Annotated in this window: 22 protein-coding genes; 18 read left to right on the top strand and 4 right to left on the bottom strand. The window is 68.3% G+C overall.

The features are described 5' to 3' along the window. Window positions 1-25: 25 nt before the first annotated feature. From CUR96_RS12270 to rplI, 9 genes are all read left to right on the top strand, one after another. The gene (locus CUR96_RS12270) at window positions 26-1,006 is read left to right on the top strand and encodes a glycosyltransferase family 2 protein (protein WP_102193589.1); all 981 of its coding nucleotides are present in this window, start codon (window positions 26-28) and stop codon (window positions 1,004-1,006) included. Further along, on the top strand, window positions 1,003-2,352 hold the full coding sequence (locus CUR96_RS12265) for a polysialyltransferase family glycosyltransferase (protein ID WP_102193588.1): 1,350 nt from the start codon (window positions 1,003-1,005) through the stop codon (window positions 2,350-2,352). Before CUR96_RS12270 ends, CUR96_RS12265 begins: the two co-directional genes overlap by 4 nt. Beyond that, window positions 2,349-3,509 (top strand): acylneuraminate cytidylyltransferase, encoded by a 1,161-nt coding sequence (locus CUR96_RS12260; protein WP_102193587.1) that lies wholly within the window; start codon window positions 2,349-2,351, stop codon window positions 3,507-3,509. The genes CUR96_RS12265 and CUR96_RS12260 overlap by 4 nt, the downstream gene beginning before the upstream one ends. Before the next feature lie 68 nt (window positions 3,510-3,577). Then, window positions 3,578-4,450, top strand: coding sequence for an N-acetylneuraminate synthase family protein (locus tag CUR96_RS12255; RefSeq protein WP_102193586.1), 873 nt, complete (start codon window positions 3,578-3,580; stop codon window positions 4,448-4,450). Continuing rightward, entirely contained in the window at window positions 4,447-5,853 is a 1,407-nt protein-coding gene (locus CUR96_RS12250; protein ID WP_102193585.1) for a DUF6716 putative glycosyltransferase, read from the top strand. Before CUR96_RS12255 ends, CUR96_RS12250 begins: the two co-directional genes overlap by 4 nt. Window positions 5,854-6,031: 178 nt before the next feature. Then, entirely contained in the window at window positions 6,032-6,400 is a 369-nt protein-coding gene (gene rpsF, locus CUR96_RS12245) for a 30S ribosomal protein S6 (RefSeq protein WP_102193584.1), read from the top strand. A 5-nt stretch (window positions 6,401-6,405) separates the two neighbouring features. Next, the gene (locus tag CUR96_RS12240) at window positions 6,406-6,924 is read left to right on the top strand and encodes a single-stranded DNA-binding protein (RefSeq protein ID WP_102193583.1); all 519 of its coding nucleotides are present in this window, start codon (window positions 6,406-6,408) and stop codon (window positions 6,922-6,924) included. 65 nt (window positions 6,925-6,989) lie between these two features. Then, window positions 6,990-7,244, top strand: a complete 255-nt coding sequence (rpsR, locus tag CUR96_RS12235; protein ID WP_102193582.1) for a 30S ribosomal protein S18 — start codon at window positions 6,990-6,992, stop codon at window positions 7,242-7,244. Between the two features lie 11 nt (window positions 7,245-7,255). Continuing rightward, window positions 7,256-7,708 carry a 50S ribosomal protein L9 gene (gene rplI, locus CUR96_RS12230; protein WP_102193581.1) on the top strand — a complete coding sequence of 151 codons (453 nt, stop codon included), beginning with the start codon at window positions 7,256-7,258 and terminating at the stop codon, window positions 7,706-7,708. Between the two features lie 65 nt (window positions 7,709-7,773). Here rplI and CUR96_RS12225 read toward each other — a convergent pair whose 3' ends face one another. Continuing rightward, a complete protein-coding gene (locus CUR96_RS12225; protein WP_102193580.1) occupies window positions 7,774-8,733 on the bottom strand; it encodes a helix-turn-helix transcriptional regulator in 960 nt (319 codons plus the stop codon). Window positions 8,734-8,795: 62 nt separating this feature from the next. Here CUR96_RS12225 and CUR96_RS12220 point away from each other — a divergent pair, with 62 nt between their 5' ends. From CUR96_RS12220 to dnaB, 3 genes are all read left to right on the top strand, one after another. After that, the gene (locus CUR96_RS12220; protein ID WP_102193579.1) at window positions 8,796-10,037 is read left to right on the top strand and encodes an epoxide hydrolase family protein; all 1,242 of its coding nucleotides are present in this window, start codon (window positions 8,796-8,798) and stop codon (window positions 10,035-10,037) included. 2 nt (window positions 10,038-10,039) lie between these two features. Beyond that, window positions 10,040-11,122, top strand: a complete 1,083-nt coding sequence (locus CUR96_RS12215) for a winged helix DNA-binding domain-containing protein (RefSeq protein WP_180969018.1) — start codon at window positions 10,040-10,042, stop codon at window positions 11,120-11,122. Between the two features lie 481 nt (window positions 11,123-11,603). Then, window positions 11,604-12,977: a replicative DNA helicase gene (dnaB, locus tag CUR96_RS12210; RefSeq protein ID WP_102193577.1), complete on the top strand. Its 1,374-nt coding sequence runs from the start codon at window positions 11,604-11,606 to the stop codon at window positions 12,975-12,977. A 52-nt stretch (window positions 12,978-13,029) separates the two neighbouring features. Here dnaB and CUR96_RS12205 read toward each other — a convergent pair whose 3' ends face one another. Beyond that, window positions 13,030-13,572 (bottom strand): putative immunity protein, encoded by a 543-nt coding sequence (locus tag CUR96_RS12205; RefSeq protein WP_102193576.1) that lies wholly within the window; start codon window positions 13,570-13,572, stop codon window positions 13,030-13,032. After that, on the bottom strand, window positions 13,572-14,018 hold the full coding sequence (locus CUR96_RS12200; RefSeq protein WP_102193575.1) for a DUF6194 family protein: 447 nt from the start codon (window positions 14,016-14,018) through the stop codon (window positions 13,572-13,574). The genes CUR96_RS12205 and CUR96_RS12200 overlap by 1 nt, the downstream gene beginning before the upstream one ends. Window positions 14,019-14,073: 55 nt before the next feature. On the opposite strand from CUR96_RS12200, the gene CUR96_RS12195 reads away from it, so the two are divergent. The 4 genes from CUR96_RS12195 to CUR96_RS12180 all read left to right on the top strand — a co-directional run bounded on the left by CUR96_RS12195 (window position 14,074) and on the right by CUR96_RS12180 (window position 18,350). Continuing rightward, a complete protein-coding gene (locus CUR96_RS12195) occupies window positions 14,074-14,814 on the top strand; it encodes a MerR family transcriptional regulator (protein ID WP_102193990.1) in 741 nt (246 codons plus the stop codon). Window positions 14,815-15,006: 192 nt separating this feature from the next. Continuing rightward, entirely contained in the window at window positions 15,007-16,341 is a 1,335-nt protein-coding gene (locus tag CUR96_RS12190; RefSeq protein ID WP_180969017.1) for an ABC transporter substrate-binding protein, read from the top strand. Between the two features lie 60 nt (window positions 16,342-16,401). Then, on the top strand, window positions 16,402-17,382 hold the full coding sequence (locus CUR96_RS12185) for a carbohydrate ABC transporter permease (RefSeq protein WP_102193573.1): 981 nt from the start codon (window positions 16,402-16,404) through the stop codon (window positions 17,380-17,382). Beyond that, the gene (locus CUR96_RS12180; RefSeq protein ID WP_219721983.1) at window positions 17,379-18,350 is read left to right on the top strand and encodes a carbohydrate ABC transporter permease; all 972 of its coding nucleotides are present in this window, start codon (window positions 17,379-17,381) and stop codon (window positions 18,348-18,350) included. Before CUR96_RS12185 ends, CUR96_RS12180 begins: the two co-directional genes overlap by 4 nt. Before the next feature lie 21 nt (window positions 18,351-18,371). Here the strand turns inward: CUR96_RS12180 and CUR96_RS12175 are convergent, their stop codons facing one another. Next, complete coding sequence (locus CUR96_RS12175) at window positions 18,372-19,082, bottom strand: ThuA domain-containing protein (RefSeq protein WP_245861235.1); 711 nt, start codon at window positions 19,080-19,082, stop codon at window positions 18,372-18,374. Between the two features lie 119 nt (window positions 19,083-19,201). Here CUR96_RS12175 and CUR96_RS12170 point away from each other — a divergent pair, with 119 nt between their 5' ends. Both CUR96_RS12170 and CUR96_RS12165 read left to right on the top strand, forming a co-directional pair. Further along, window positions 19,202-21,265, top strand: coding sequence for an alpha-galactosidase (locus CUR96_RS12170; protein WP_102193572.1), 2,064 nt, complete (start codon window positions 19,202-19,204; stop codon window positions 21,263-21,265). After that, window positions 21,262-22,242, top strand: coding sequence for a hydroxyacid dehydrogenase (locus tag CUR96_RS12165; protein ID WP_102193571.1), 981 nt, complete (start codon window positions 21,262-21,264; stop codon window positions 22,240-22,242). Before CUR96_RS12170 ends, CUR96_RS12165 begins: the two co-directional genes overlap by 4 nt. The last annotated feature ends 1 nt before the right edge of the window (window position 22,243 follow it).

Raw genomic sequence — 22,243 nt, 5'->3', positions numbered from 1 at the left:
ATACCTGTCCAGCCCCGGGAGTTCTGTGCGCACGCCATCGGTCACCGTCATCCTTCCCGCAAAGGACGCCGGAGCGTTCATCGGCACGACGCTGGAGACCCTGCTGCGGCAGTTCGACGATCCGGCCGCGCTGAAGCTCGTCGCCATCGACGACGGGTCCAGCGACGACACCGGAGCCCAGATGCGACGGTACGCCGAGCGCTTCGCGCACGCCGAGGTGCTCGTCAATCCCCGCGCGGTCGGGCTCGCCACCGCCCGCAATCAGGGGCTGGCGCATGTGGAAGGCGAGGCGTTCTGCTTCGTCGACGGGGATGACTGGATGCAGCCGCAGCGCCTGCAGGTGCTGGCCCGTCGGCTGGGCGAGCTGGACTGCGACTTCGTGCGCACGGATCACGTGCGCGTGACCGGCACGGAGCGCGTGCTCGTGCGCGCGCCGTTCGCCTGGCGGGAGGTGGTGGCCTCGCCGAGGGAGGCGATCCTCCCCGCCGACGACACGACGATGGTCGACTATCCGTACGCCTGGGCGGGGGTGTTCCACCGGCGCCTCATCGATCGCGGACTCGCCGCGTTCCCCGACGGCCTGTTCACCGCCGAGGACCGGCCGTGGATCTGGCGCCTGCATCTGCAGGCAGAGACCTTCGCCGTCGTCGATGCCCCCGCACTCCTCTATCGACGGGGCGTCTCCACCTCGCTCACCCGGGTGCACGATCGCCGCCAGCTCGACTTCGCCCGCTCGCTCGGTCAGGTGATCGACATCGTCGAGCAGGATGCCGAGGCGGAGCGCTTCCTGCCGAAAGCCGTGTGGACCGCGCTCGCCCTGAGCTCGCACCACCTCGTCCGCTCTCGGCAGATGACGCCCCGATTGCGCGCGGAGATGCGCAGCGGCATCCGAGAGCTGCTGCGCCGTTTGCCCGCGACCGAGGTCGCGGCCGCCCTGGACGACTTCGCGGGGTCGCGGCGGAGGGTGCTCGCCCGGTCGCTGCGCGGGGCAGGACGAGCCTCATGACGCAGCTCTTCGCCCTGCACAGCGCCTACGGCCTCGCCACCGCCGCGGCCGCCATCGACGAGGGCGTGTTCGACGGGGGAGGGACGCGCATCCTCGTGCCGTTCAACTCGGCCAGGGTGCCCGAGACGACGCGCGGCATCGACGAGCTCCCGAACCTCGCCCGGCTGCGTGCCCGCTTCGATCGGATCGAGTCGCTCGACGCGCTGCTCACACCGCTGCATCCGAGCGCCTGGGACCCGTCCGAGGGTGAGCTGCTCGTGCTGCGCCGCCTGCTCACCCGCGCGTGGAAGCTCGAGGGGGAGCTGGAGCTGTGCGTGCAGAGCCCCCAGGTGGCGCCGGCGCGCACCCTGCTCTCCCTCTTCCCCGACGCCCGGCTGACCATCATCGGCGACGGGCTGATGACGTACTCGCCGATCCGCGTCGCGCTGCCCCGCACGGTCGTCGAGCGCATCGGGCGCGTCGTGTACGCCGATGTCGTGCCGGGCGTCGAGCCGCTCGTGTTCACGGAGGCGGGCGCCGTCCGGGTGCCGGTCGCAGCTGGGAGCTTCGGGCGCGTGCTCGCCGAGACGGCGGCATCCGACTCCGAACTCGATGCCCTCGCCGACGGTACTCCCACGGCACTCGTGCTCGGGCAGTACCTCGCAGCCCTCGGTCTCGTCGCGCCGGCCGAGGAGATCGCGATGCAGGCGGAGATGGTCGATCGCGCGGCCGGGTGGGCGCCGGGCCGCATCGTCTTCAAGCCGCACCCGGCCGCCCCGCCGCAGCTCGTCGAGGCGCTGCGCGAGCGCGCGCTCGGCCACGACATGGAGTTCGCGGTGTACGAGGGGCCGGAGTCCGCAGAATTGGTCGCGGAGAGGCTGGATGCCGTCGGCGTCGTCGCCGGCTTCTCGACCGCACTCCCCACCGTGCAGGCGCTGTCCGCCCGGCCGATCGCGGCGGCGGGCACGGCGGCGGTGCTGCGGCGATTGGCCCCCTACGAGAACAGCAACCGGGTGCCGGCGACGATCGTGGATGCGCTGACGAGACCGGCATCGCCCTACCGCGAGCCCGGTCGCCTTCAGCTGCTCGTCGACGCCGTCGGTTACGCGATGCAACCCGTCATCGCGGCGCATCTGCGGCCGCGCGCGGAAGAGCTGCTGCGCACGATCAGCGCCACGGAGCGCGAGCGGTACTTCTTCGCGGAGCGGCTCGCCGAGCTGCGCCTGCCCGGCGCGCCGAGGGAGGGGTTCGCCCGTCGGATGCTGCGCTCCGCCGGCGGCGTCGGACGCGTCGAGGAACTCCGACTGACCATCGCCGGAGCGCGCAAGCGCGCCGCACGAGCATGGAAGGTGGTGCGGGGCCGATGACCCGAGTCGCCGCGATCATCCCCGCCAGAGGCGGATCCAAGCAGGTCCCGCGGAAGAATCTCAGCAGGGTCGGCGGTGTGCCGCTCATCGTGCGGGCGGTGCGCGCCGCTGCGGCGGCCGACGGCGTCGACGTGGTCGTCGTCACCACCGACGACGACGAGATCGCCGCGGTGAGCGCCGCCGCCGGAGCGCACGTCGTCCGCCGCCCGGCCGAGCTCTCCGGCGATACGGCATCATCGGAGAGCGCCCTCCTGCACGCGCTGGATGCCCTGGAGGGCGAGGGGATGCCCGTCGATCTCGTCGTCTTCGTGCAGGCCACGTCGCCGTTCATCCCCAGCGCGGGGATCGACGAGGCCATCGAGCTGGTCCGCTCCGGTAGCTGCGACAGCGTCTTCTCGGCGCACGAGACGTACGGGTTCCTCTGGGCGCGGGGCGAGGACGGAGCGGCCGTCGCCGTCAATCACGACGCCGCGCACCGGCCGCGGCGCCAGGACCGCCAGCCGCACTTCCTCGAGACCGGGGCGTTCTACGCATTCACGGCCGATGGGTTCCGACGGGCCGGGCACCGCTTCTTCGGCCGGATCGGGATCGTCGAGGTGCCGGAGTGGACCGCGGTCGAGATCGACGACGCGCAGCACCTCGCCGTGGCATCCGCCGTCGCCGGCCTCGTGAGCGGATCCGAGGCGATCGAGGTGCGCGCCGTGGTGACCGACTTCGACGGGGTGCACACCGACGACACGGCCCTCGTCGACAGCGAAGGCCGCGAGTTCGTGCGCGTGAGCCGGGAGGACGGCATGGGGGTGTCGCTGCTGCGGCGCGCCGGCATCCCGATGCTCATCCTCTCCACCGAGACGAACCCCGTCGTGCGCGCCCGAGCCGAGAAGCTGCGAGTGCCGGTGCTGCAGGGCATCGACGACAAGCAGGCGGCGCTGGCCGACTGGGCGGCCGAGAACGGCATCGCGCTCACGGACATCGCGTACCTCGGCAACGACGTCAACGACCTCTCCGCGATGCGGTCGGTGGGGTGGCCGGTGGCGGTCGCGGATGCGCATCCGCTGGTGCGATCCGAAGCCCGCGTCGTGCTCCGCGCCGCCGGGGGACAGGGCGCCGTCCGCGAGCTGATCGAGCGCGTTCTGCAGGTCGACCGACCCCGGTAACCCGCGATTCGCACGATGTTCACCCCCGGCGCGTACCCAGGAAGCTGAGGCTACGACTGGAGGACGACATGACCGTCACAATCGGATCGCGCGTGATCGGAGGGGGCCGTCCCGCATACGTCATCGCGGAGATCGGCCTGAACCACAACGGCGACGTGGACATCGCCAAACAGCTCATCGACGTGGCGGCCCGTGCCGGTGCCGATGCGGTGAAGTTCCAGAAGCGCACCCCGGAGATCTCGACGCCGGAACACATGCGCGACGTGCTGCGTGAGACGCCGTGGGGCACGATGACCTACCTCGACTACCGTCGCCGCGTCGAGTTCGGCCGTGACGAGTACGTCGAGATCGGCGACCACGCCACACTGCAGGGACTGGACTGGTTCGCGTCCCCGTGGGATGTGCCGAGCGTCGCGTTCCTCGAGGATCTCAACGTGGTGGCGCACAAGGTCGCCTCGGCCAGCCTCACCGATACCGAGCTGCTCGTGGCGCTCCGCGAGACCGGCAAGCCGATCATCCTCTCCACCGGCATGTCGACGATCGAGCAGATCGACCGGGCACTCGACACCCTCGGCACCGACCGGGTCGTGCTCATGCATGCCACCTCGACGTATCCGATGGAGCCGGAAGAGGCCAATCTCCGGGTCATCAGCACGCTCCGGGATCGCTATCCCGGCGTGCCGGTGGGCTATTCCGGACATGAGCGCGGACTGCAGATCTCGCTCGCGGCCGCAGCCCTCGGCGCCGTCGCGGTGGAGCGCCACATCACCCTCGACCGCACGATGTGGGGCTCGGATCACGCTGCCTCTCTCGAGCCGACCGGCCTCGCGCACCTGGTGCGCGACATCAGAGTCATCGAGACCGCCCTCGGTGACGGGGTGAAGCGCGTCTTCCCCGGCGAGCAGGCGCCGATGGCGAAGCTGCGTCGCGTACCGGCATGACGTCCGCCTCGCACGGAGATCCGCTGCGGGTCGTCGCGATCGCCGACGCCGACTCGTTTGTGAAGTGGTCGGCGTCGCTGCTCGACGCCGTGCCGGGCATCCGCCGCCACCTGCTGATCGTGCGCACCCCGCTGACCGTGAGCCCGGCGCAGCAGCGCACGGCGCTCGCGGGCACGTCCTTCGTGGATGCCGGGGTGACGCGGGTCGGATTCGACGAGCTCGACGGCTGGCTGGGCGGGCACCGCCCCGATGTCGTCGTGCTCGCCGGCCGCGGACCCTTCGTGCGCCTCGTCGCCCGGCGCATCGACCGGATGCGGCGGCGCCCCGTCGTCGTCAGCGGACTGCCCGGGATGTCGATCCCCGCCCAGCGCGGGGCGCTCGAGTACCGCCGCGAGAGCGACCTGCTCGTGCTGCACTCGCATCGGGAGGAGCGGGCTTTCGCCGAACTCGGCAGGCAGATCGGGGTGACGTTGCCGACGGCGCTGGCCACCCTGCCCTTCGCGCGGTCGCTCACGATCGAGAGCACGCGCGCGGTTGCCTCGGCACGCGTCTCCGCGCAGGTTCGCGCGAGCGCCCGCGGCCACTCGGCCGGAAGGGTCGCCCTTGCCGAGCGCCCCGCGCCGCGCCCGTCCGGTACCGATCTCGTGTTCGCGGCCCAGGCGCTGGTGCCGACCGAACGGCAGGAACGGGCGGAGCTCGCTCGGGTGCTCCGACAGGCGGCGGAGGCCGATCCGACTCGGCGCGTGGTCGTGAAGCTGCGCTCGCGGCCGGGAGAGGCCGAAACGCACCTCGAGCGCGACGCCTACGCCGATCTGCTCGCCGCGCGGCCGGCGAACCTGGTGTTCTCGCATCAGCCGATGGCGGCGGCCCTGGAGAGCGCAGAAGGCCTGGTCACCGTCAGCTCGACCGCGATCGTGGAGGCGATCGCGCGCGACATCCCGGTGATCGCCCTCGACGTGTTCGGCGTGAGCAAGCCGCTGCTGAACACCGTCTTCGTCGGCAGCGGGCTGCTGGGCGGAGCGGAGGAGGTCGTGGGGCGGCGGTTCCGGCATCCGCATCCGCAGTGGTTGCGCGACAACTACTTCCACTCGGATGCGGAGTCCACGTGGTGGACCCAGGTCGAGCAGCTGGTCGCGCTGCGCCGCGAAGGCCGACTGCGTGCGAAGCCCGTGCCGGTCGGGCGTGGCGGAGCGCTGCACGCCGCGTGGCACCGCGCGAGCGTGCTCGGCGCCGAGGACCGCACGGTCGCCGGACGCGTCGCACTGGGGATCGGCAGTCCGCTGGTGCGCGGCATCGTCGCGCTGCGACGCTCGCGCGGTCGCGCGGGCGCCGACACGTGGGCGGATGCCGGCACCGACTACACGCTCGAACCGACCCCGCACCGCGACCCGATCCGGCGCTGATCCGGCGTCGGGCGGAGGACGGCCGGCGGGCGGCATTCGCGACACGCCCGGATCTCCGCTAGACTGCCAAGGTTGTCTGCTCGATTCCGGGATCTCCGGAAGACGGCCGGCACGTTCACACACCCTCCTGCTTCCGGGAAAGCCCCGGAAGCCGTTCTAGTCCGAAGGAGGTGGGTAAGTGACGCACCAGTACGAGCTCATGGTCATTCTGACCCCCGAGATCGACGAGCGCCAGGTCGCCCCTACGCTCGACAAGTTCCTGAAGGTCATCACCAACGATGGTGGCTCGATTGACAAGGTCGACATCTGGGGCAAGCGCCGTCTTGCATACGAGATCCAGAAGAAGAACGAGGGCATCTACGCCGTCGTCAACTTCACCGCTACCAGCGAAGCCACGCAGGAGCTCGATCGTCAGCTGAAGCTGAACGAGCAGATCATGCGCACCAAGGTGCTGCGGTCTGAAGAGGCTCAGGCGATGGTCATCGCAGAGGCGAAGCGCTCCGACGAGAAGGCAGCCCGCAAGGCCGCCAAGGCTGCGAAGGCCTAAGTCTCATGGCCGGCGAAACCGTCATCACCGTTGTGGGAAACCTCACGGCCGACCCCGAGCTGCGCTACACGCAGAACGGGCTGCCGGTGGCGAACTTCACCATCGCATCGACGCCGCGCAACTTCGACCGTGCCGCGAATGAGTGGAAGGACGGCGATGCGCTGTTCCTCCGTGCATCCGTCTGGCGCGAGTTCGCCGAGCACGTGGCGGGTTCGCTGACGAAGGGCATGCGCGTCATCGCGCAGGGTCGCCTGCGTCAGCGCTCCTACCAGGACCGCGAGGGCAACCAGCGCACCGCGATCGAGCTGGAGGTCGACGAGATCGGCCCCTCGCTTCGGTACGCGACCGCGCAGGTCACCCGTGCGGCCTCGACCGGCGGCGCCGGTGGCGGTGGCGGTGGCGGTGGACAGTCTCGTCCCGCGCAGCAGCAGGTGTCGGAGGAGCCGTGGTCGACGCCCGGTTCCTCGACCAGCGCAGATGCCTGGAGCACTCCGGGCAGCTTCGGCGACGACACCCCGTTCTAAACAACTTCGGATCCGTTTCCTGAGCTCGTCTCGGGATCGCATCCGCTCATCGAAAAGGTAAAACAATGGCTGGAAAGTCGAGCGGCGACCGCCGCAAGCCGCGGAAGGGTGGCAAGCCCACCGCTCCCGCGAAGTCCATCCGGGTTGGCGTCATTGACTACAAGGACGTCGCAACCCTTCGCAAGTTCGTCTCGGAGCGCGGCAAGATCCGTGCCCGTCGTATCACCGGTGTCTCGGTGCAGGAGCAGCGTCTGATCGCCACGGCGGTCAAGAACGCACGCGAAATGGCGCTCCTGCCTTACGCCGGCGCCGGACGCTGAGGGGTAGGGACATGGCAAAGCTGATTCTCAAGAACGAGGTCGCCGGGCTCGGTAGTGCCGGTGACGTGGTCGAGGTCAAGAACGGGTTCGCCCGCAACTACCTCATCCCCCAGGGCTTCGCTACGGCGTGGACCCGCGGTGGCGAAAAGCAGGTCGCATCGATCCAGGCCGCGCGTCAGGCACGCGCGATCCACGATCGTGACGACGCTGTGGCCGTCAAGAACGCCCTCGAGGGCACCAAGGTCCGCCTCGCCGTCAAGGCGGGTGGCGAAGGTCGCCTCTTCGGATCGGTCAAGACCGAGCACATCGCGGATGCTGTCGCAGCCGCAGGTCTCGGCGCGATCGACAAGCGCAAGGTGCACATCACGTCGCCGATCAAGACGACCGGTGAGCACGAGGCCACGGTTCGCCTGCACGACGACGTGACCGCAGTCATCACGCTGCAGGTCGTCGCCGCCAAGTAAGGCACGATACCCGCACGAATGCCCCTGTCCTTCGGGACGGGGGCATTCGTCGTTTCCGGGCGTGCTCAGTGTCCGCCCGCGGCACGCGAGAGGCGGTCGGCGAGGCGGCGGGCCTCGGCGGCGAGAGCGGGCGTATCGGCGACCGAGAAGTCGAGGTCGAGCATGCTGAGGTGGCGGAGCAGCGCCGCCGGATCATCGGAGCCGCTTTCCAGCACGCAGCTCTCGTCATCCCGCCGGGTCAGCCGCCCCGCCGACGAGGGCAGACGCTCGGCGACGACCGACAGCGGCGCGAGGATCACGACGCGCGCCCGGTACTCCCAGGGCGCGGAGGCAACGCCGCGGTCGACATGGTCGGCCGGGCCTTCGGGCGGCAGTTCGCGAGGCACGAACCGCCGGCCCGTGGGCAGGCGCGGAGAGAGCCGGTCGACGCGGAAGGTGCGCCAGTCGTCGCGTTCGAGATCGAAGGCGAGCAGATACCAGCGGCCGGCGCGGAGAGCCAGCCGGTACGGCTCGACGATGCGGCGCGACTCCGACTCGGAATGCGAGCGGTAGTCGAACCGGAGCTGCACCGCATCCCGGCACGCGGTCGCCAGAGTGAGGAGCAGGTCGGAGCCGACAGAGGGGCCGTGGAACGGCACGGCGACCATCGTCGACTGCATCGTGCGGATGCGGTGGCGGAGGTGCGACGGGAGCACCTGGTGCAGCTTCGCCAGGGCGCGGACGGAGGCCTCCTCGAGATCGGCGATCGAGCCGTCCGCTGCCGTGCTCAGTCCCACGGCCACCGCAATGGCCTCCTCATCGTCGAGGAGCAGCGGAGGCAGCGCTGCACCCGCGCCGAGCTGGTACCCGCCGGCGACGCCGGGGGTGCTCTCGATGGGATAGCCGAGTTCGCGCAGACGTTCCACATCCGCGCGGATCGTCCTGGTGGTGACCTCGAGACGCTCGGCGAGCAGACGGCCCGGCCAGAAGGGCCGGACCTGCAGCAACGACAGCAGCTGCAGGAGACGTTCGGAAGTTCTCAACATGATCTCAAGTCTCTTTTATATTGCGGAAGCGAACGTTCCGCAATGACTTCTACCTTGGAGTCATGAACAACACGACGAGCAGCATCCGCCCCTTCCGCATCGAGATCGCCGACAGCGCCCTCGACGATCTCCGCACTCGGCTCACGCAGACCCGCTGGCCGCGCGACCTCGACGGGACCGCGTGGGAGCGCGGCATCCCGGTCAGCTACCTGCGCCCGCTCGCCGAGTACTGGCGCGACCGGTTCGACTGGAAGGCGCAGGAGGCGCAGCTGAACGAACTGCCCCACTTCGTCACCGACGTCGACGGCCAGCCGATCCATTTCGTGCACGTGCGGTCTGCGGTGGCGGGCGCCAGGCCGCTGCTGCTCCTGCACGGGTGGCCGAGCTCGTTCGTCGAGTTCCTCGATGTGATCGGACCGCTCACCGACCCGGTCGCGCACGGCGGTCGCGAAGAGGATGCCGTGCACGTGGTCATCCCATCGCTGCCCGGTTTCGGATTCTCGCCGCTGAGCGGGCAGGGGTGGGGCGACCTGTTCCGCGTCGCCGGCGCGATGGCCGACGTGATGACACGACTCGGCTACGACCGCTTCCTTGCGCAGGGCACCGACGTCGGTTCCGGCATCGTGGGGATGCTGCCGATGGTGGCTCCGGGGCGCGTCATCGCGACGCACGTCAACGGCCCGAGCCCGTTCCCCCTGGGGGCCGCGATCCCCGTCGACGGTCTCACCGGCGCCGACCGGGAGCGCGCGGAGCGCTTCAACGTCTTCCGTGAGGACGGTGCGGGATATCTGCACATCCAGGCCACGCGTCCGCAGACGATCGCCTACGGCCTCAACGACTCGCCGGTCGCCCAGCTGGCCTGGATCGTGGAGAAGTTCAAGGAGTGGAGCGACCCGGCGGCAGCTCTGCCGGAGGATGCCGTCGACATCGACCGGCTGTTGACCACCGTGAGCCTGTACTGGTTCACTGAGGGCGGCTGGTCGTCGGCCCATGCGCTCTATGAGGGGATGCAGGTGTATCGCCGTTTCGCCGCGATGGCGGCCACCGACAGCAACGCGTCCGGCGAGGGCGCGTCCGACGAGGGCGCGTACGACGCGGGCGCCGCCGGTGGGTGGGAGGCTCCGCCGATGCCCCCGGCTGCGGCCTCGGTCTTCGCTGCCGACTTCTCCGTTCGCTCAGTCATCGACCCGGCATCCGCATTCGAGTCATGGACGGAGCACGAGAACGCCGGACACTTCCCCGCGATGGAAGCACCCGAGACCCTCGTCGCCGATCTCCGCCGCTTCTTCGGCGAGCACCGCTGACCATGGGGGCGCAGACGCTCAGCGACCGGGCCCTGAACAGGGCGCTGCTGTCCCGGCAACTGCTGCTCGATCGCGGCGACCACTCCGCGATCGATGCGGTCCGGCTGCTCGTGGGGATGCAGGGGCAGGCGCCGCTGGCGCCCTACGTCGGTCTCTGGTCGCGGCTGCGCGATTACCGGCCGGAGGCTCTTGCCGAGGCCCTCGAGCAGCGCCGCCTCGTTCGTGCGACCCTGATGCGCGGCACCGTGCACCTGGTGACGGCGGATGACGCGCTGGTGATGAGGCCGCTCACGGAAGCGGCTATCGCCCGAGGGTTCCGGATGGGCTTCAGCAAGCGTCTTCCGGCCGAGCAGGCGGAGGAGGTCACCGCGCTCGGCCGGGAGCTGCTGTCTGAAGCGCCGCTGACGCGGTCGGAGCTGCGCGCGCACTTCCGCGAGCGCTGGCCCGACCGCGACGCGGACGCCATGGCCTACGCCGTCAGCTATCTGCTGCCGACCGTGCAGCCGACGCCGAGGGGCGTGTGGGGGCAGCCGCAGGGCCAGGCGCGGCTCGCCCTCATGGACTCGTGGATCGGTCAGCCTCTCCAGGCGGATCCATCGATCGACGATGTCGTGCTGCGCTACCTCGGAGCGTTCGGGCCGGCCAGCGTCGGCGATGTCCAGGCGTGGTCGGGGCTCACCGGACTGCGTGAGGTGCTCGATCGCCTGGCGCCGCAGCTCATCGTGTTCGTCTCGGAACGGGGGGAGGCGCTCTACGACCTTCCCGATGCGCCACGACCCGACGCCGGCATTCCGGTGCCGCCGCGCTTCCTTCCCGAGTACGACAACGTCCTCTTCTCGCATCGAGACCGGGCCCGGATCATCGACACAACCGGCCGCATCCCGTTGCCGCCGGGCAACGGCGCACGCGCCGGCACCTTCCTGCTCGACGGCATGTTCCGGGGCACCTGGGGCGTCGAGGGAGAATCGCTGCGCATCGTTCCGTTCGCCGCGCTGGATGACGCCTCCGTGTCTGCACTGCTCGAGGAGGGGCGGCTTCTCGCGGCGTTCCTCGGCGTGACGACCGCGACCGTCGACGACGATTGATCGGGCGCAGATCGCTCGAGAGTACTCCTGTGATCCATCCTTTGTCCATGAGACTTCCGGGCGTGACGGGTGGACATCCGGCGAAGGCGCGCCCGGGAGAGATCCGGCTTGACTTTCCCCAGGTTCTGCACATCTCCCCATCACGAGCTCAACCTTCAATCACGCCTTGAAGTCGATTCCCATCCACAGGGTGGGGAAACATGAAAACCCTGGTCCCCGCAAAAAAGAAAGTCAACAGGCAGGGCAGTCCACGGGGTTATCCACAGGCGTTGTGCACAGACACTCCGGCTTTGTCCGCACGCTTTCCACATAGTTATCCACAGGCCGTGTTGCGTGTGGAATCGGCCGCTCCTAACGTGGTCGAGCGACCGAATGTCGGGGGCTCCTGGTTCGCTGTGCGAAGGGTGGGGACTCACCGTCATCGCAGGCAATCAAGCTCGGGCAGCAGCCGAAGCAATCACGTCGCATCGAAGGGGGCAGTGTGTCGATCGCCGACATCTCGGAGGAGCGACTCGGGGGAAAGCGCCCGCCGGAGCGCGTGCCACCGCACGACCTTCTCGCGGAGCAGAGCGCGCTCGGCGGCATGCTGCTGTCGAAGGATGCAGTCGCCGATGTGATCGAGACGCTCAGGGGCGCCGACTTCTACATCCCCAAGCACGAGCTCATCTTCGAGGCGATCCTCTCGCTGTACTCCCACGGTGAGCCGACGGACGTCGTCGCGGTCACCGATGAGCTGATCAAAACCGGTGAACTCGGCCGAGCCGGCGGTGCCGACTACCTGCACACGCTCACCTCGATCGTCCCGACCGCGGCGAACGCCGGCTACTACGCGGGCATCGTGTCGGAGCGGGCGATCCTGCGTCGGCTGGTCGACGCGGGCACGCGCATCGTCCAGCTCGGCTACGACGGCCAGGGCGATGCGACGGACATCGTCAACAACGCGCAGGCCGAGATCTACTCGATCACCGGTTCCGAGACGGCCGAAGACTACGTTCCGCTGCAGGTCGCGGTCGACGCCGCGCTCGAGGAGATCGAAGCCGCGAGCGGCCGCGACGGATCGATGACCGGAGTTCCGACGGGCTTCAAGGAGCTCGACGAACTGACCAACGGCTTGCACGGCGGACAGATGATCGTGGTCGCCGCCCGACCCGCCATGGGTAAGTCGACGCTCGCACTCGACTTCGCGCGCTCGGCATCCATCGGTCACAACATCCCCTCGGTCTTCTTCTCGCTCGAGATGGGCAAGAGCGAGATCGCGATGCGTCTGCTCAGCGCCGAGGGTGCGATCCCCCTGCAGAATCTGCGCAAGGGAAACCTCGATCCTCGGGACTGGACCACAGTCGCCGCGACCCGCGGGCGCATCAACGATGCGCCCCTCTACATCGACGACAGCCCGAACATGACGCTCGTCGAGATCCGCGCGAAGTGCCGTCGCCTGAAGCAGCGCGAGGGCCTGCGCATGGTCATCATCGACTACCTCCAGCTGATGACCTCGGGCAAGCGCGTCGAGTCACGCCAGCAGGAAGTCTCCGAGTTCTCCCGTAGCCTCAAGCTCATCGCGAAGGAGCTGCAGGTTCCGGTCATCGCGCTCTCGCAGCTGAACCGTGGTCCCGAGCAGCGCACCGACAAGAAGCCCGCGATCAGCGACCTTCGCGAGTCGGGCTCGATCGAGCAGGATGCCGACATGGTGATCCTGCTGCACCGCGATTCGGTCTACGACAAGGACATCCGCCCCGGCGAGGCCGACCTCATCGTGGCCAAGCACCGTAATGGCCCGACCGCGACGATCACCGTCGCGTTCCAGGGGCACTACTCCCGGTTCCGCGACATGGCGCCGGGTGGGGACTTCGCGTAACAACGAAGGTTTCGCGTGGGAGCGGGTCGCTGTCTCAACGCGATTGTGCGGATCAGAAGGTCCGATCGGCCAGATCTGCTTGGATGGCGCGGATGTTCGCTGCGAGGACACCTCGACTGAGAAGCCCGGGTCCGAGCGGACCGCTCGTGTCGTCACCGAGGAGCGGCAGCCGTCGTAGCGCTGTCCTGGCTTCCGGGCTCAGCTGATCGAGCTGCCAGCGGATCTCTTCACAGACAGCATCGGCCTGATCGGGTCTCGACAAGCCCGCAGCTTTGGCCGCGTATGCGGCGGCCCCGAGGGCATGGGCGCCCATATGCGCCACGCCGGCGGCTTGCGCAGCGGCTCGGGCGGCCGCGATGGCCGGCTGGGTGGTGACGACGTGCGCAGCGCGTCCGGCGACGAAGCGGCGACGGATCTCTCCTGCGGCATCGAGCTCGCCGCGCGCGAATGCCCGGGTGCGAGCGATCGCATCTCGCGGCCGCGAATCGGCAGGTGACTCCGACTCGAAGAGCGCGAGGACTCGTTCGGCGCAGTCCGCTGCCCACCATGCCACGAGCCGGCGGTCGATCTCGCTCAATGCCTGCAGCGATGCCATCACGCACTGCCCGAACGACGAGAAGCGCGGGCTCGTGCTGCCTCATGCGCGTCGTGCAACAGCGAGATGACCTGCTCCGACGTCGAAGCTGCCGGGTTCACCACCGACACCCATCCGGCAGCCCCGTACAGAGGGTGCGAAACGAACACATCGGCATCAGCAGGGGTGGCATCGCGATCCACAATCTGCGGTGCGCGGTCGCGTCCGACGTGGATGTTCACGCGGAACCGGCCTGGCTCGTCGAGTCGCGATTCCTCGTCACCTGGATAGTTCTTCGTCACGATGGTTCCGTACGGCTGAGTCCGCTCCGGCATCACACCATCCGGGGCGTAGTAGAAGAAGGCATCACCCCACGCCAACTCCGGCGAATCGCTCCCCTCTCCCGGAATGACCACGAGCACGCCCTCGAAGTCGTTGACAGTATCGACGATCTCTTTCATCTCCATCCCTCAATCGTCCCCTTCAAGTGCTTATGTGGACTTTGACGCGATGGGAGCACGCATGCAGACGACGAAGTCTCAAGAGGCGGGATGGACAACAGCTGCCGTCGCCCGGATCGTGGGCTATTCCACCCAACAGGTGCGCGATCTCGAACGTCTCGGAGTCCTCCCCGCCGCCGAGCGCACCCCCAACGGATACCGGCGCTACGAGGAACGCCACATCACCGCGCTCCGCGCCTATCGCGGACTGGCCGCCGCGATTGGCCCCGTGCCGGCACGACAGATGATGCCCGCCCTCATGCAGGGCACGCTCGAGGCCGCTGCAGAGAAGATCGACGACCTGCATGCCCTGCTCGCCCGAAGCCGAGACCAGGTTCGCGAAGCAAGCCACGGTCTCCACGCCGTGCTCGCCGACACCGCTCACGTGTTCGACGACCACGACTCCATGTCGATCGGCGAACTCGCAGAGGCGCTCGGTGTTCGCTCCTCAGCGCTGCGCCACTGGGAGCACGAAGGACTCGTCAACCCGGACCGGATCAGCCAGTCCCGAACACGTCGATACACGGCTCGGGCAATCAGTGAAGCGCGTATCGTCGCCGCACTCCGAAGCGGCGGACACCGCATCCCGCCGATAGCGCGCGTACTCGATCAGCTTCGCGAGCACGGCCTGACGGCGGAAGCGCAAGCGCTTCTCGACGAGCGGCTGTCCGACCTCAGCCGCCGCAGCGTCGCACTCCTCGGCGCCTCAGGAGATCTCCACGCCCTGCTGAACGAGCGCCAGCAGACTGCCGTGGCGCACTGAACCGCCATTGGGGACAGGCTTCACCGGAACTGGGGTGGCGATCCCGGGACAGCTATTGACACGCCCACGCGTCCCGGTCATACTTTGGATGACGTTATCCACCGCGAGCGATCCCGAACGATGCCGCGGGGAAACCCGTCGTCCGAAGCATCATGTACATCATTGACGAGTACGTCACAAAGGAGTGAATCCATGCGATCTGTACAACGGGGTACCCTCACCCTGACCGCCGGCCTGGCCGCGGTCGCCCTCCTTGCCGGCTGCGCCGGCGGCGGGGCCCCGGCCGACACGAAGCCGGACGCATCAGAGCCCGTCACGATCGACGTGTGGGGCTGGGATGCGGAAGTGACCCAGCAGGTCGTCGACGCCTTCAACGAGAGCCAGGACGACATCACGGTGAACTACGTGCTGCAGGCGAGCAACGTCGCCACGCAGACGAACTTCCGCAACGTCATGGAGTCGAAGCAGGGCGTCCCGTGCCTCGTCCCGGGTTTCACTCCGCTCTCGACATCGCTCGTCAACGGCTGGGCGCAGGACATCACCGAATACGTCGAGCCCGTGGCCGACCGGTACAGCCCCGGTGCACTGGCCAGTGCGAAGATGGGCGACAAGTACTACGGCGTGCCGGCGGGGCCGTCGGCGCAGTTCATGATGGTCAACTCCAAGACCCTCGCCGACAACGGCGCCGAAGCACCTGCGACGTGGGAAGAACTCGTCGAGACCGGGAAGACACTCGCTCCGTCGGGCGTCAAGATCATCAATTTCGCGGGCGAAGACCCCTCGTCGCTGATCAACCTGTCCCAGCAGGCGGGCGCCCAGTGGTTCAAGATCGACGGCGACAGCTGGACGGTCAACCTGCACGACAAGTCCACGCTCAAGGCGGCGGGCATCATCCAGGAGATCGTCGACAACGACCTCAACTCCACGCAGACCTACCAGGACCGCCCGGCACTGTACTCGTACTTCGACAGCGGCCAGCTCGCCGCCCTGCCGACGCAGTGGTGGTCCCTGACCGGTCTGCAGACGAACCTCGTGAACTCCCTCGGACAGTGGGACGCAGTCCCGCTGCCGCAGTTCGAGGGTGCGAAGGAGCGCGTCACGTCGGGCCTGGCGAACCCGGGCATCGTGCCCGTCGGCTGCGAGCACCCGGAAGCAGCCGTCGCGTACGCCACGTTCGCAGCGGTCGATCCTGACGGCATCGCCGCCAGCAAGCACCCGGAGACCGGCGCCATCGGTGTCCCGACCGCGCTCAAGGACGTCTCGGACTACACCGAGGCGGTCGTGCCCGACAAGCTGTTCGACCAGTCGCCCGCCGAGGTCGGCACAGTGATCGCCGACGCCCAGGCCGAGACGATCGGCAAGTTCGAGCAGGGACCGAACTACGACGCGTGGTTCCCCGAGCTGCAGGATCAGTGGGGCAAGTTCATCGCCAAGCAGATCACCCTCGAGGAGGTGCTCGCCAACGTCGAGGCGTACATCGCGAGTGATCTGGAGAGCAAGGGCATCGACTACACCGTCGCAGACTAGGCGGTGCTCCGGCGCACCGTGTGGTGCGCCGGAGTCGGCATCGAAGGAAAGGAGACGCGGATGTCTTCCACAGCAACGCTCCGTGATCCAGAGGTCAGGACCGGATCCCCATCCGAACCGGACGATGGACGGGCACCCGCGTCTCCTCGCCTGTCGTGGCGCACCCTCCAGCGACTCAAAGGCGCCTCGTTCACGTGGCCGTTCTTCATCGGCTTCGCCTTCTTCACGGTCATCCCCGTCGTTCTGGCGCTCGGACAGAGCTTCTTCTCATCGAAGTCCTCCGGTCTCGGGTTCGGTGAGGCCGAGATCAGCTTCTCCGGCTTCGAGAACTTCGCCCGAGTCTTCGTCGACGCCGTCTTCTGGGAGTCGATGCTGCGCGTCGCGATCTATGCCGCGATCGTCGTTCCCGTCACCCAGATCGTGAGCCTCACACTCGCCCTCCTCGTCGACGCCGTCACCCGCAGAGTGGCCGGCCGCTTCCGGCTCTCGCTGCTCATCCCCTACATGATCCCGGGCATCGTGGCGACGATGATCTGGATCTACCTGTACAGCCCCGTGGTCGGCCCCTTCCAGCCGATCTTCGACGCGCTCGGTCTCGACATCAACTTCTTCTCCGGTTCGCTGGTCTGGTTCTCGATCGGAAACCTCGCGCTGTGGGGGAGCATCGGCTTCAACATGCTCATCCTCTACGGCGCCCTGCAGGCGGTGCCGCGCGAGATCTTCGACGCGGCACGCGTCGACGGGGCATCCGACTTCCGTGTCGCCATGTCGATCAAGGTGCCCTATGTCCGCGGGTCTCTCGTGCTGACCGGCGTGCTCTCGATCATCGGCACGCTGCAGATCTTCGCGGAGCCGACCCTCTTCCGCGCGGTGTCTCCGGAGACCATCACGAAGGACTTCACCCCGGCGATGGTGATCTTCAACCAGGCGTTCCAAGTCGGAAACCTCAACTACGCGGCCGCCCTGTCGATCATCCTCGCCGCCGTCGTCGGCCTCGCGTCGGCCGTCATCTACCGCTTCACGAACAAGGCTGAACAATGACTCTGACAGATCTCGATCGCGCGGCCCTGGAAACGACCGACGACGTGAAGAAAGTCGAGCGGGCGGCGATGCGTGCCGCCCGTCGCAGCCGACGACGCGCAGAGGAAGGCGATCACTCCGGCCTCGCCTCCGCCCGCGGCGGTTCGAAGTGGTTCGTGCTCGCCGGACTGATCCTCTTCACGATCTACTCCGTCGGCCCCGCATGGTGGCTCATCGTCTCGGCGACCAAGTCCAAGGAGCAGCTCTACACGACCAACGGCCTCTGGTTCGCCGACTTCCGGCTCTTCGAGAACCTCGCGTCGCTGTTCACCTACCAGGACGGCGTCTTCGGGCTCTGGATGTGGAATTCCACGGTCTACGCGCTGGCCGGAGCGATCGGCCAGACGATCGTCGCGCTCGCCGCCGGCTACGGCCTGGCGATGTATCAGTACCGCGGCAAGGGGATCTCGATGGGGTTCATCATCGGGTCCTTCCTGATACCCGGCGCCCTTCTGACGATCCCGTCGTATCTGCTCTTCGTGCAGGTGGGTCTCTACGACTCGGCCTGGGCCATGATTCTTCCGGCGTTCTTCGGTTCGTTCTCGGTCTATCTGGCGAAGGTCTACGCCGAGGGCGCCATGCCCCCGGAACTGATGGAAGCCGCTCGCATCGACGGTGCCGGCGAGTACCGCATCTTCTTCAGCATCGGCCTGCGCCTGCTGACCACGGCCGGAGCGACGATCTTCCTGCTCCACTTCGTCGCGATCTGGAACGCGTTCTTCGGCCCGCTCGTCTTCCTCCGCTCCGCGGAGCGGTGGCCGGTGATGCTCGGGCTCTACTCGTGGCTGCAGCGTGGAGCGGACTCCACGGTCGACCTCACCAGCCTGGTCATCACGGGGTCGCTGGTGGCGACCATCCCGATGGTGCTGCTCATGCTCGCGATGCAGCGGTACTGGAAGGCCGGCGTCACGATGGGAAGCCTCAAGTAGCGGATGCCGGCCCGCCCACGATCAACGGGGTGAGGTCAGCCAGCCGGCGAGTCGCGCCAGGAGCGCGCGATGGCCGGCGGATGCGTAGGACTCCTCGTCGTGACCCAGAGTGTCGACGGCGATCCTCGATGCGCCGTGCTGCCGCACCCAGGCGGTGGGTTCGACGGCACCGTCGACGAGATGCGTCGCCACGACCTGCCTCTCGCCGAACTGCTGCAGACGTGCGTACCGCTCATCGAAGACCGCGAAGGCCTCGATCGTCGGTCCGGACGGCAGCTCGCCCCCGGTGATGTCGGCGATGTCTGCGGGTGGATGCCACGACAGGCCGGGCACCCACATGCCGCCGATCGCCGGCGCCCATTCCGGATAGTCGCGCAGTGACGACAGAGCACTGTGGACGGCGAGAACGCCGATGCCGCGCTCGAGGGCGGCGGCGAACCCCGACGTCGATGCCCGAGGTGCTGCGCCGGCCGAATCGGCGGAGCGCCACGGATCACCGGCGTTCACGACGACGAGGTCCACCCCCTGCAGGTTCGCCATCGCGTGATCGACATCGTCATCGATCTCGACGTCGAACCCCGCCGGCTCGAGTACGCGCGCGAGCAGCGGACTCGTCCTGTCGAACGGATGCCACGGGTCGGCGTAGCGCCCAGAGCCGCTGGCGATGACTGCCCGCATGTCGTCCTCTCTCCGGAGCAGCTCACGGTCCCGAGCGCCCTCGATGTCCATCATGACATCACCTCTGATACGCTGATGGATAACGACATCCACTCGATGCGAACATCGATGCTTGCACCAGGACAGAGGAGTCCACCATCGCCGAGGAACTGCTTCTGTCGCCGACGGCCGCTGTGGCCGCGAGGCTCGAACCGAGCGCCGTCGCGGACCTTCACTGGTCGCCGCAGCAGCCGGCATCGTTGTCGTCGTTCGATGGATCGAACCTCATCGGACGCGACGGCGTCGCGCTCATCGAGGTGTTCACCGCGGCCGAGCAGCGCGCGCGATCGAGCCAGGCCTATGTGCGGTCCGCGGTCGGCGAGCGGCTCCGGGTGAGATCGGCGCAGGAGACCCGGGATGCCGATGCCGATCTGCTGACGATCGAGCAGTACGACGAGGTCAGCGGCCTCGTCGTGCGCACGACGGTGACCCGGCCCTCGGGGCTCGGCGTGATGCGGTTCGAGACGGTCATCCGCAACGACTCCGACGAGCCGGTCATCCTCACCGCGATCTCCAGCGCGTCCTTCGGCTTCGGCAAACCGCAGACGGAGTCGCTGAGCGGACTCGCCCTCGGCGTCGCCGCCAGCGAATGGCTGGCGGAGAACCGCTGGCGGGAGCATCCGCTCACCGACGTCCTGCCCGCCCTCGACCTCGCCCTGCACGGCCAGGACGGCCGCGGGCACCACAGCCTGACCAGCCGGGGCGGGTGGTCGAGCGGAGAGCACCTCCCGACCGGCTACCTTCTCGACCACGAGACCGGCGAGACCATCGCCTGGCAGATCGAGACCAGCGCCGGCTGGCACGTCGACCTCGCCGCCGCGCGCGACGGGGCGACGCTGTCGCTCCTCGGCCCCGCCGATCTCGAGCATCAGTTCGCTCACGAGCTGCAGCCCGGAGCGTCGTTCGAAGCCGTTCCCGTGGCCGTGGCCGTGTCTCCGGACGGGCCGGACGGCGCGATCGCGCAGCTGACGGCCTATCGCCGATGGCTCCGCCGAGACGTCGCCACGCCGGATCTGCCGATCGTCTACAACGACTTCATGAACACGCTGATGGGGCAGCCGAGCACAGAAGCACTTCTCCCGCTGATCAGGGAGGCGGCCGCGGCCGGGGCCGAGGTGTTCTGCATCGACGCCGGCTGGTTCGCCGATCCCGAGATCGGCGACTGGTGGGACACCGTCGGCGAGTGGTCCGAGGCACCCGATCGGTTCACGCTCGGTCTGCGCAGCGTCTTCGACGAGATCCACCGACTCGGGATGAGGTCGGGGATCTGGCTCGAGCCCGAGGTCGTCGGCGTGAACAGCCCGATCGCGGAACTTCTTCCCGAGGAGGCGTTCTTCCGCCGGTTCGGCACGCGTGTGCGAGAGCACGACAGGTACCACCTCGATTTCCGGCATCCGGCGGTGCGCAGCCGGATGAATGCGGTCGTCGACCGCCTGATCGCCGATTACGGGGTCTCGTTCTTCAAACTCGACTACAACATCAATCCCGGTGCGGGCACGCAGTGGCAGGCGGCGGGAGCCGGCGACGGCCTGCTCGGGCACACCCGGGCGTTCCGCGACTGGCTGATCGGGATCCACGAGCGACACCCCGCGGTGCTGGTCGAGAACTGCAGCTCGGGCGCGATGCGGGCCGACTACTCGCTCCTCGCGGTCACCCACCTGCAGTCGACGAGCGATCAGCAGGATCTTCTTCTCTACCCGCCGATCGCCGCCTCCGCGCCGGCCCACATCCTGCCCGAGCAGAGCGGCAACTGGTCGTATCCTGCTGCGGCGATGACGGCCGAGGAGATCGCCTTCACGATGGTCACCGGCCTGAGCGGCCGGCTGTATCTCTCCGGCTTCCTCGATGCGCTCGACGACGAGCAGCGCGCGCTCGTGCACGAGGCCGTGCGCCTGCAGCTGAGCGACCGTCACCTGCTCAGAACGGCCATCCCGTTCTGGCCGCTGGGGCTTCCCGGCTGGGATGACGACGTCGTCTGCCTCGGCTATCGCCGCGCCGAAGACATCGCGCTGTTCATCTGGAACCGGGGAGAGACACCGGCCGAGATCCTGGTCCCCGGGGTGCACGGAACGGCGAGCGTCGCCTACCCGAGCGCGTCTTCCGGCTGGTCCACCGTGTCAGGATCGCAGGGACTCATCGTGACGACGACGCCGGGACCGACGGCGCGCATGATCACGGTGGCGGGAGGAGTGCGATGAAGGCGGCGTTCGCCATGGCGGCCGAGACCCTACCGTTCGTGTTCGGCGAAGAGGAGCTGCGGCGACTTCACGAGCTCCTCGACATCGACACGGAGCGCACGTTCGGATCGATCGATGCCCTGAGCGATGAGGAGATCGACGGACTCGAGCTCCTGATCACCGGATGGGGTGCGCCGATGATCGGCGAACGCGAGCTCGCACGCCTCGCCTCGCTGCGCGCCGTGGTGCACTGGGGCGGCGGGATCGGGTTCATCGACCCGAGCGCGACCGAGCGCGGTCTCGCCGTCTCGTCGGCGCGATCTGCCAACGCCGTACCCGTCGCCGAGTTCACGATCGCGATGATCATCCTCGCGGCCAAGGACGCGTTCTGGGCATCGCAGCGCTACCGCACCGAACAGCGCGAGATCTTTCGCGAGATCGAACTGCCGCACACTGGCCTGTACCGAAGGACGATCGGGCTGGTCGGCGCATCGACGATCGGCCGGCTGGTCATCGAGCAGCTCCGGGACCGCGATGTGGACGTCCTCGTGTACGACCCGTACCTGATGCCCGACGATGCCGAACGGCTCGGGGTCGAGCGTATGGAAGACCTCGAAGCGCTCGCGCGGCGCAGCACCATCCTCTCCCTGCACGCGCCCGCCTTCGCGCGGACGGACGGCATGATCTCCCGGGCGGTCCTCGCGGCGATGCCCGACGGTGCGACGCTCGTGAACACGGCTCGCGGCTCACTCGTCGATCAGGACGCACTCGTGGAAGAACTGACGAACGGGCGGCTGCGGGCGATCCTCGACGTCACCGACCCGGAGGTGCTGCCGGTCGGCCACGCGCTCTACTCCCTTCCCAACGTCTTCCTCACGCCCCATCTGGCCGGATCGACCGGCAACGAGCTGCGGCGGCTCGGACACGCCGCTCTTGCCGAGGTGGAGCGCTTCGTGTCCGGCCGGCCGTTCGAGCATCCGTTCCCGCTTTCGCAGTGAA

It is taken from the genome of Microbacterium aurantiacum (assembly GCF_002872075.1).
Taxonomy (GTDB): Bacteria; Actinomycetota; Actinomycetes; order Actinomycetales; family Microbacteriaceae; genus Microbacterium; species Microbacterium aurantiacum_A.
This window is presented reverse-complemented; position numbering and strand designations above follow the sequence as displayed.

Bases quoted from the DNA above. Each gene is read 5' to 3' on its own strand.
- CUR96_RS12265 (WP_102193588.1), top strand. From the start codon at position 1,003: ATGACGCAGCTCTTCGCCCTGCACAGCGCCTACGGCCTCGCCACCGCC.
- CUR96_RS12260 (WP_102193587.1), top strand. From the start codon at position 2,349: ATGACCCGAGTCGCCGCGATCATCCCCGCCAGAGGCGGATCCAAGCAG.
- CUR96_RS12255 (WP_102193586.1), top strand. From the start codon at position 3,578: ATGACCGTCACAATCGGATCGCGCGTGATCGGAGGGGGCCGTCCCGCA.
- CUR96_RS12250 (WP_102193585.1), top strand. From the start codon at position 4,447: ATGACGTCCGCCTCGCACGGAGATCCGCTGCGGGTCGTCGCGATCGCC.
- CUR96_RS12240 (WP_102193583.1), top strand. From the start codon at position 6,406: ATGGCCGGCGAAACCGTCATCACCGTTGTGGGAAACCTCACGGCCGAC.
- rpsR (WP_102193582.1), top strand. From the start codon at position 6,990: ATGGCTGGAAAGTCGAGCGGCGACCGCCGCAAGCCGCGGAAGGGTGGC.
- rplI (WP_102193581.1), top strand. From the start codon at position 7,256: ATGGCAAAGCTGATTCTCAAGAACGAGGTCGCCGGGCTCGGTAGTGCC.
- CUR96_RS12225 (WP_102193580.1), bottom strand. From the start codon at position 8,733: ATGTTGAGAACTTCCGAACGTCTCCTGCAGCTGCTGTCGTTGCTGCAG.
- CUR96_RS12220 (WP_102193579.1), top strand. From the start codon at position 8,796: ATGAACAACACGACGAGCAGCATCCGCCCCTTCCGCATCGAGATCGCC.
- CUR96_RS12215 (WP_180969018.1), top strand. From the start codon at position 10,040: ATGGGGGCGCAGACGCTCAGCGACCGGGCCCTGAACAGGGCGCTGCTG.
- CUR96_RS12205 (WP_102193576.1), bottom strand. From the start codon at position 13,572: ATGGCATCGCTGCAGGCATTGAGCGAGATCGACCGCCGGCTCGTGGCA.
- CUR96_RS12200 (WP_102193575.1), bottom strand. From the start codon at position 14,018: ATGGAGATGAAAGAGATCGTCGATACTGTCAACGACTTCGAGGGCGTG.
- CUR96_RS12195 (WP_102193990.1), top strand. From the start codon at position 14,074: ATGCAGACGACGAAGTCTCAAGAGGCGGGATGGACAACAGCTGCCGTC.
- CUR96_RS12190 (WP_180969017.1), top strand. From the start codon at position 15,007: ATGCGATCTGTACAACGGGGTACCCTCACCCTGACCGCCGGCCTGGCC.
- CUR96_RS12185 (WP_102193573.1), top strand. From the start codon at position 16,402: ATGTCTTCCACAGCAACGCTCCGTGATCCAGAGGTCAGGACCGGATCC.
- CUR96_RS12180 (WP_219721983.1), top strand. From the start codon at position 17,379: ATGACTCTGACAGATCTCGATCGCGCGGCCCTGGAAACGACCGACGAC.
- CUR96_RS12175 (WP_245861235.1), bottom strand. From the start codon at position 19,082: ATGATGGACATCGAGGGCGCTCGGGACCGTGAGCTGCTCCGGAGAGAG.
- CUR96_RS12165 (WP_102193571.1), top strand. From the start codon at position 21,262: ATGAAGGCGGCGTTCGCCATGGCGGCCGAGACCCTACCGTTCGTGTTC.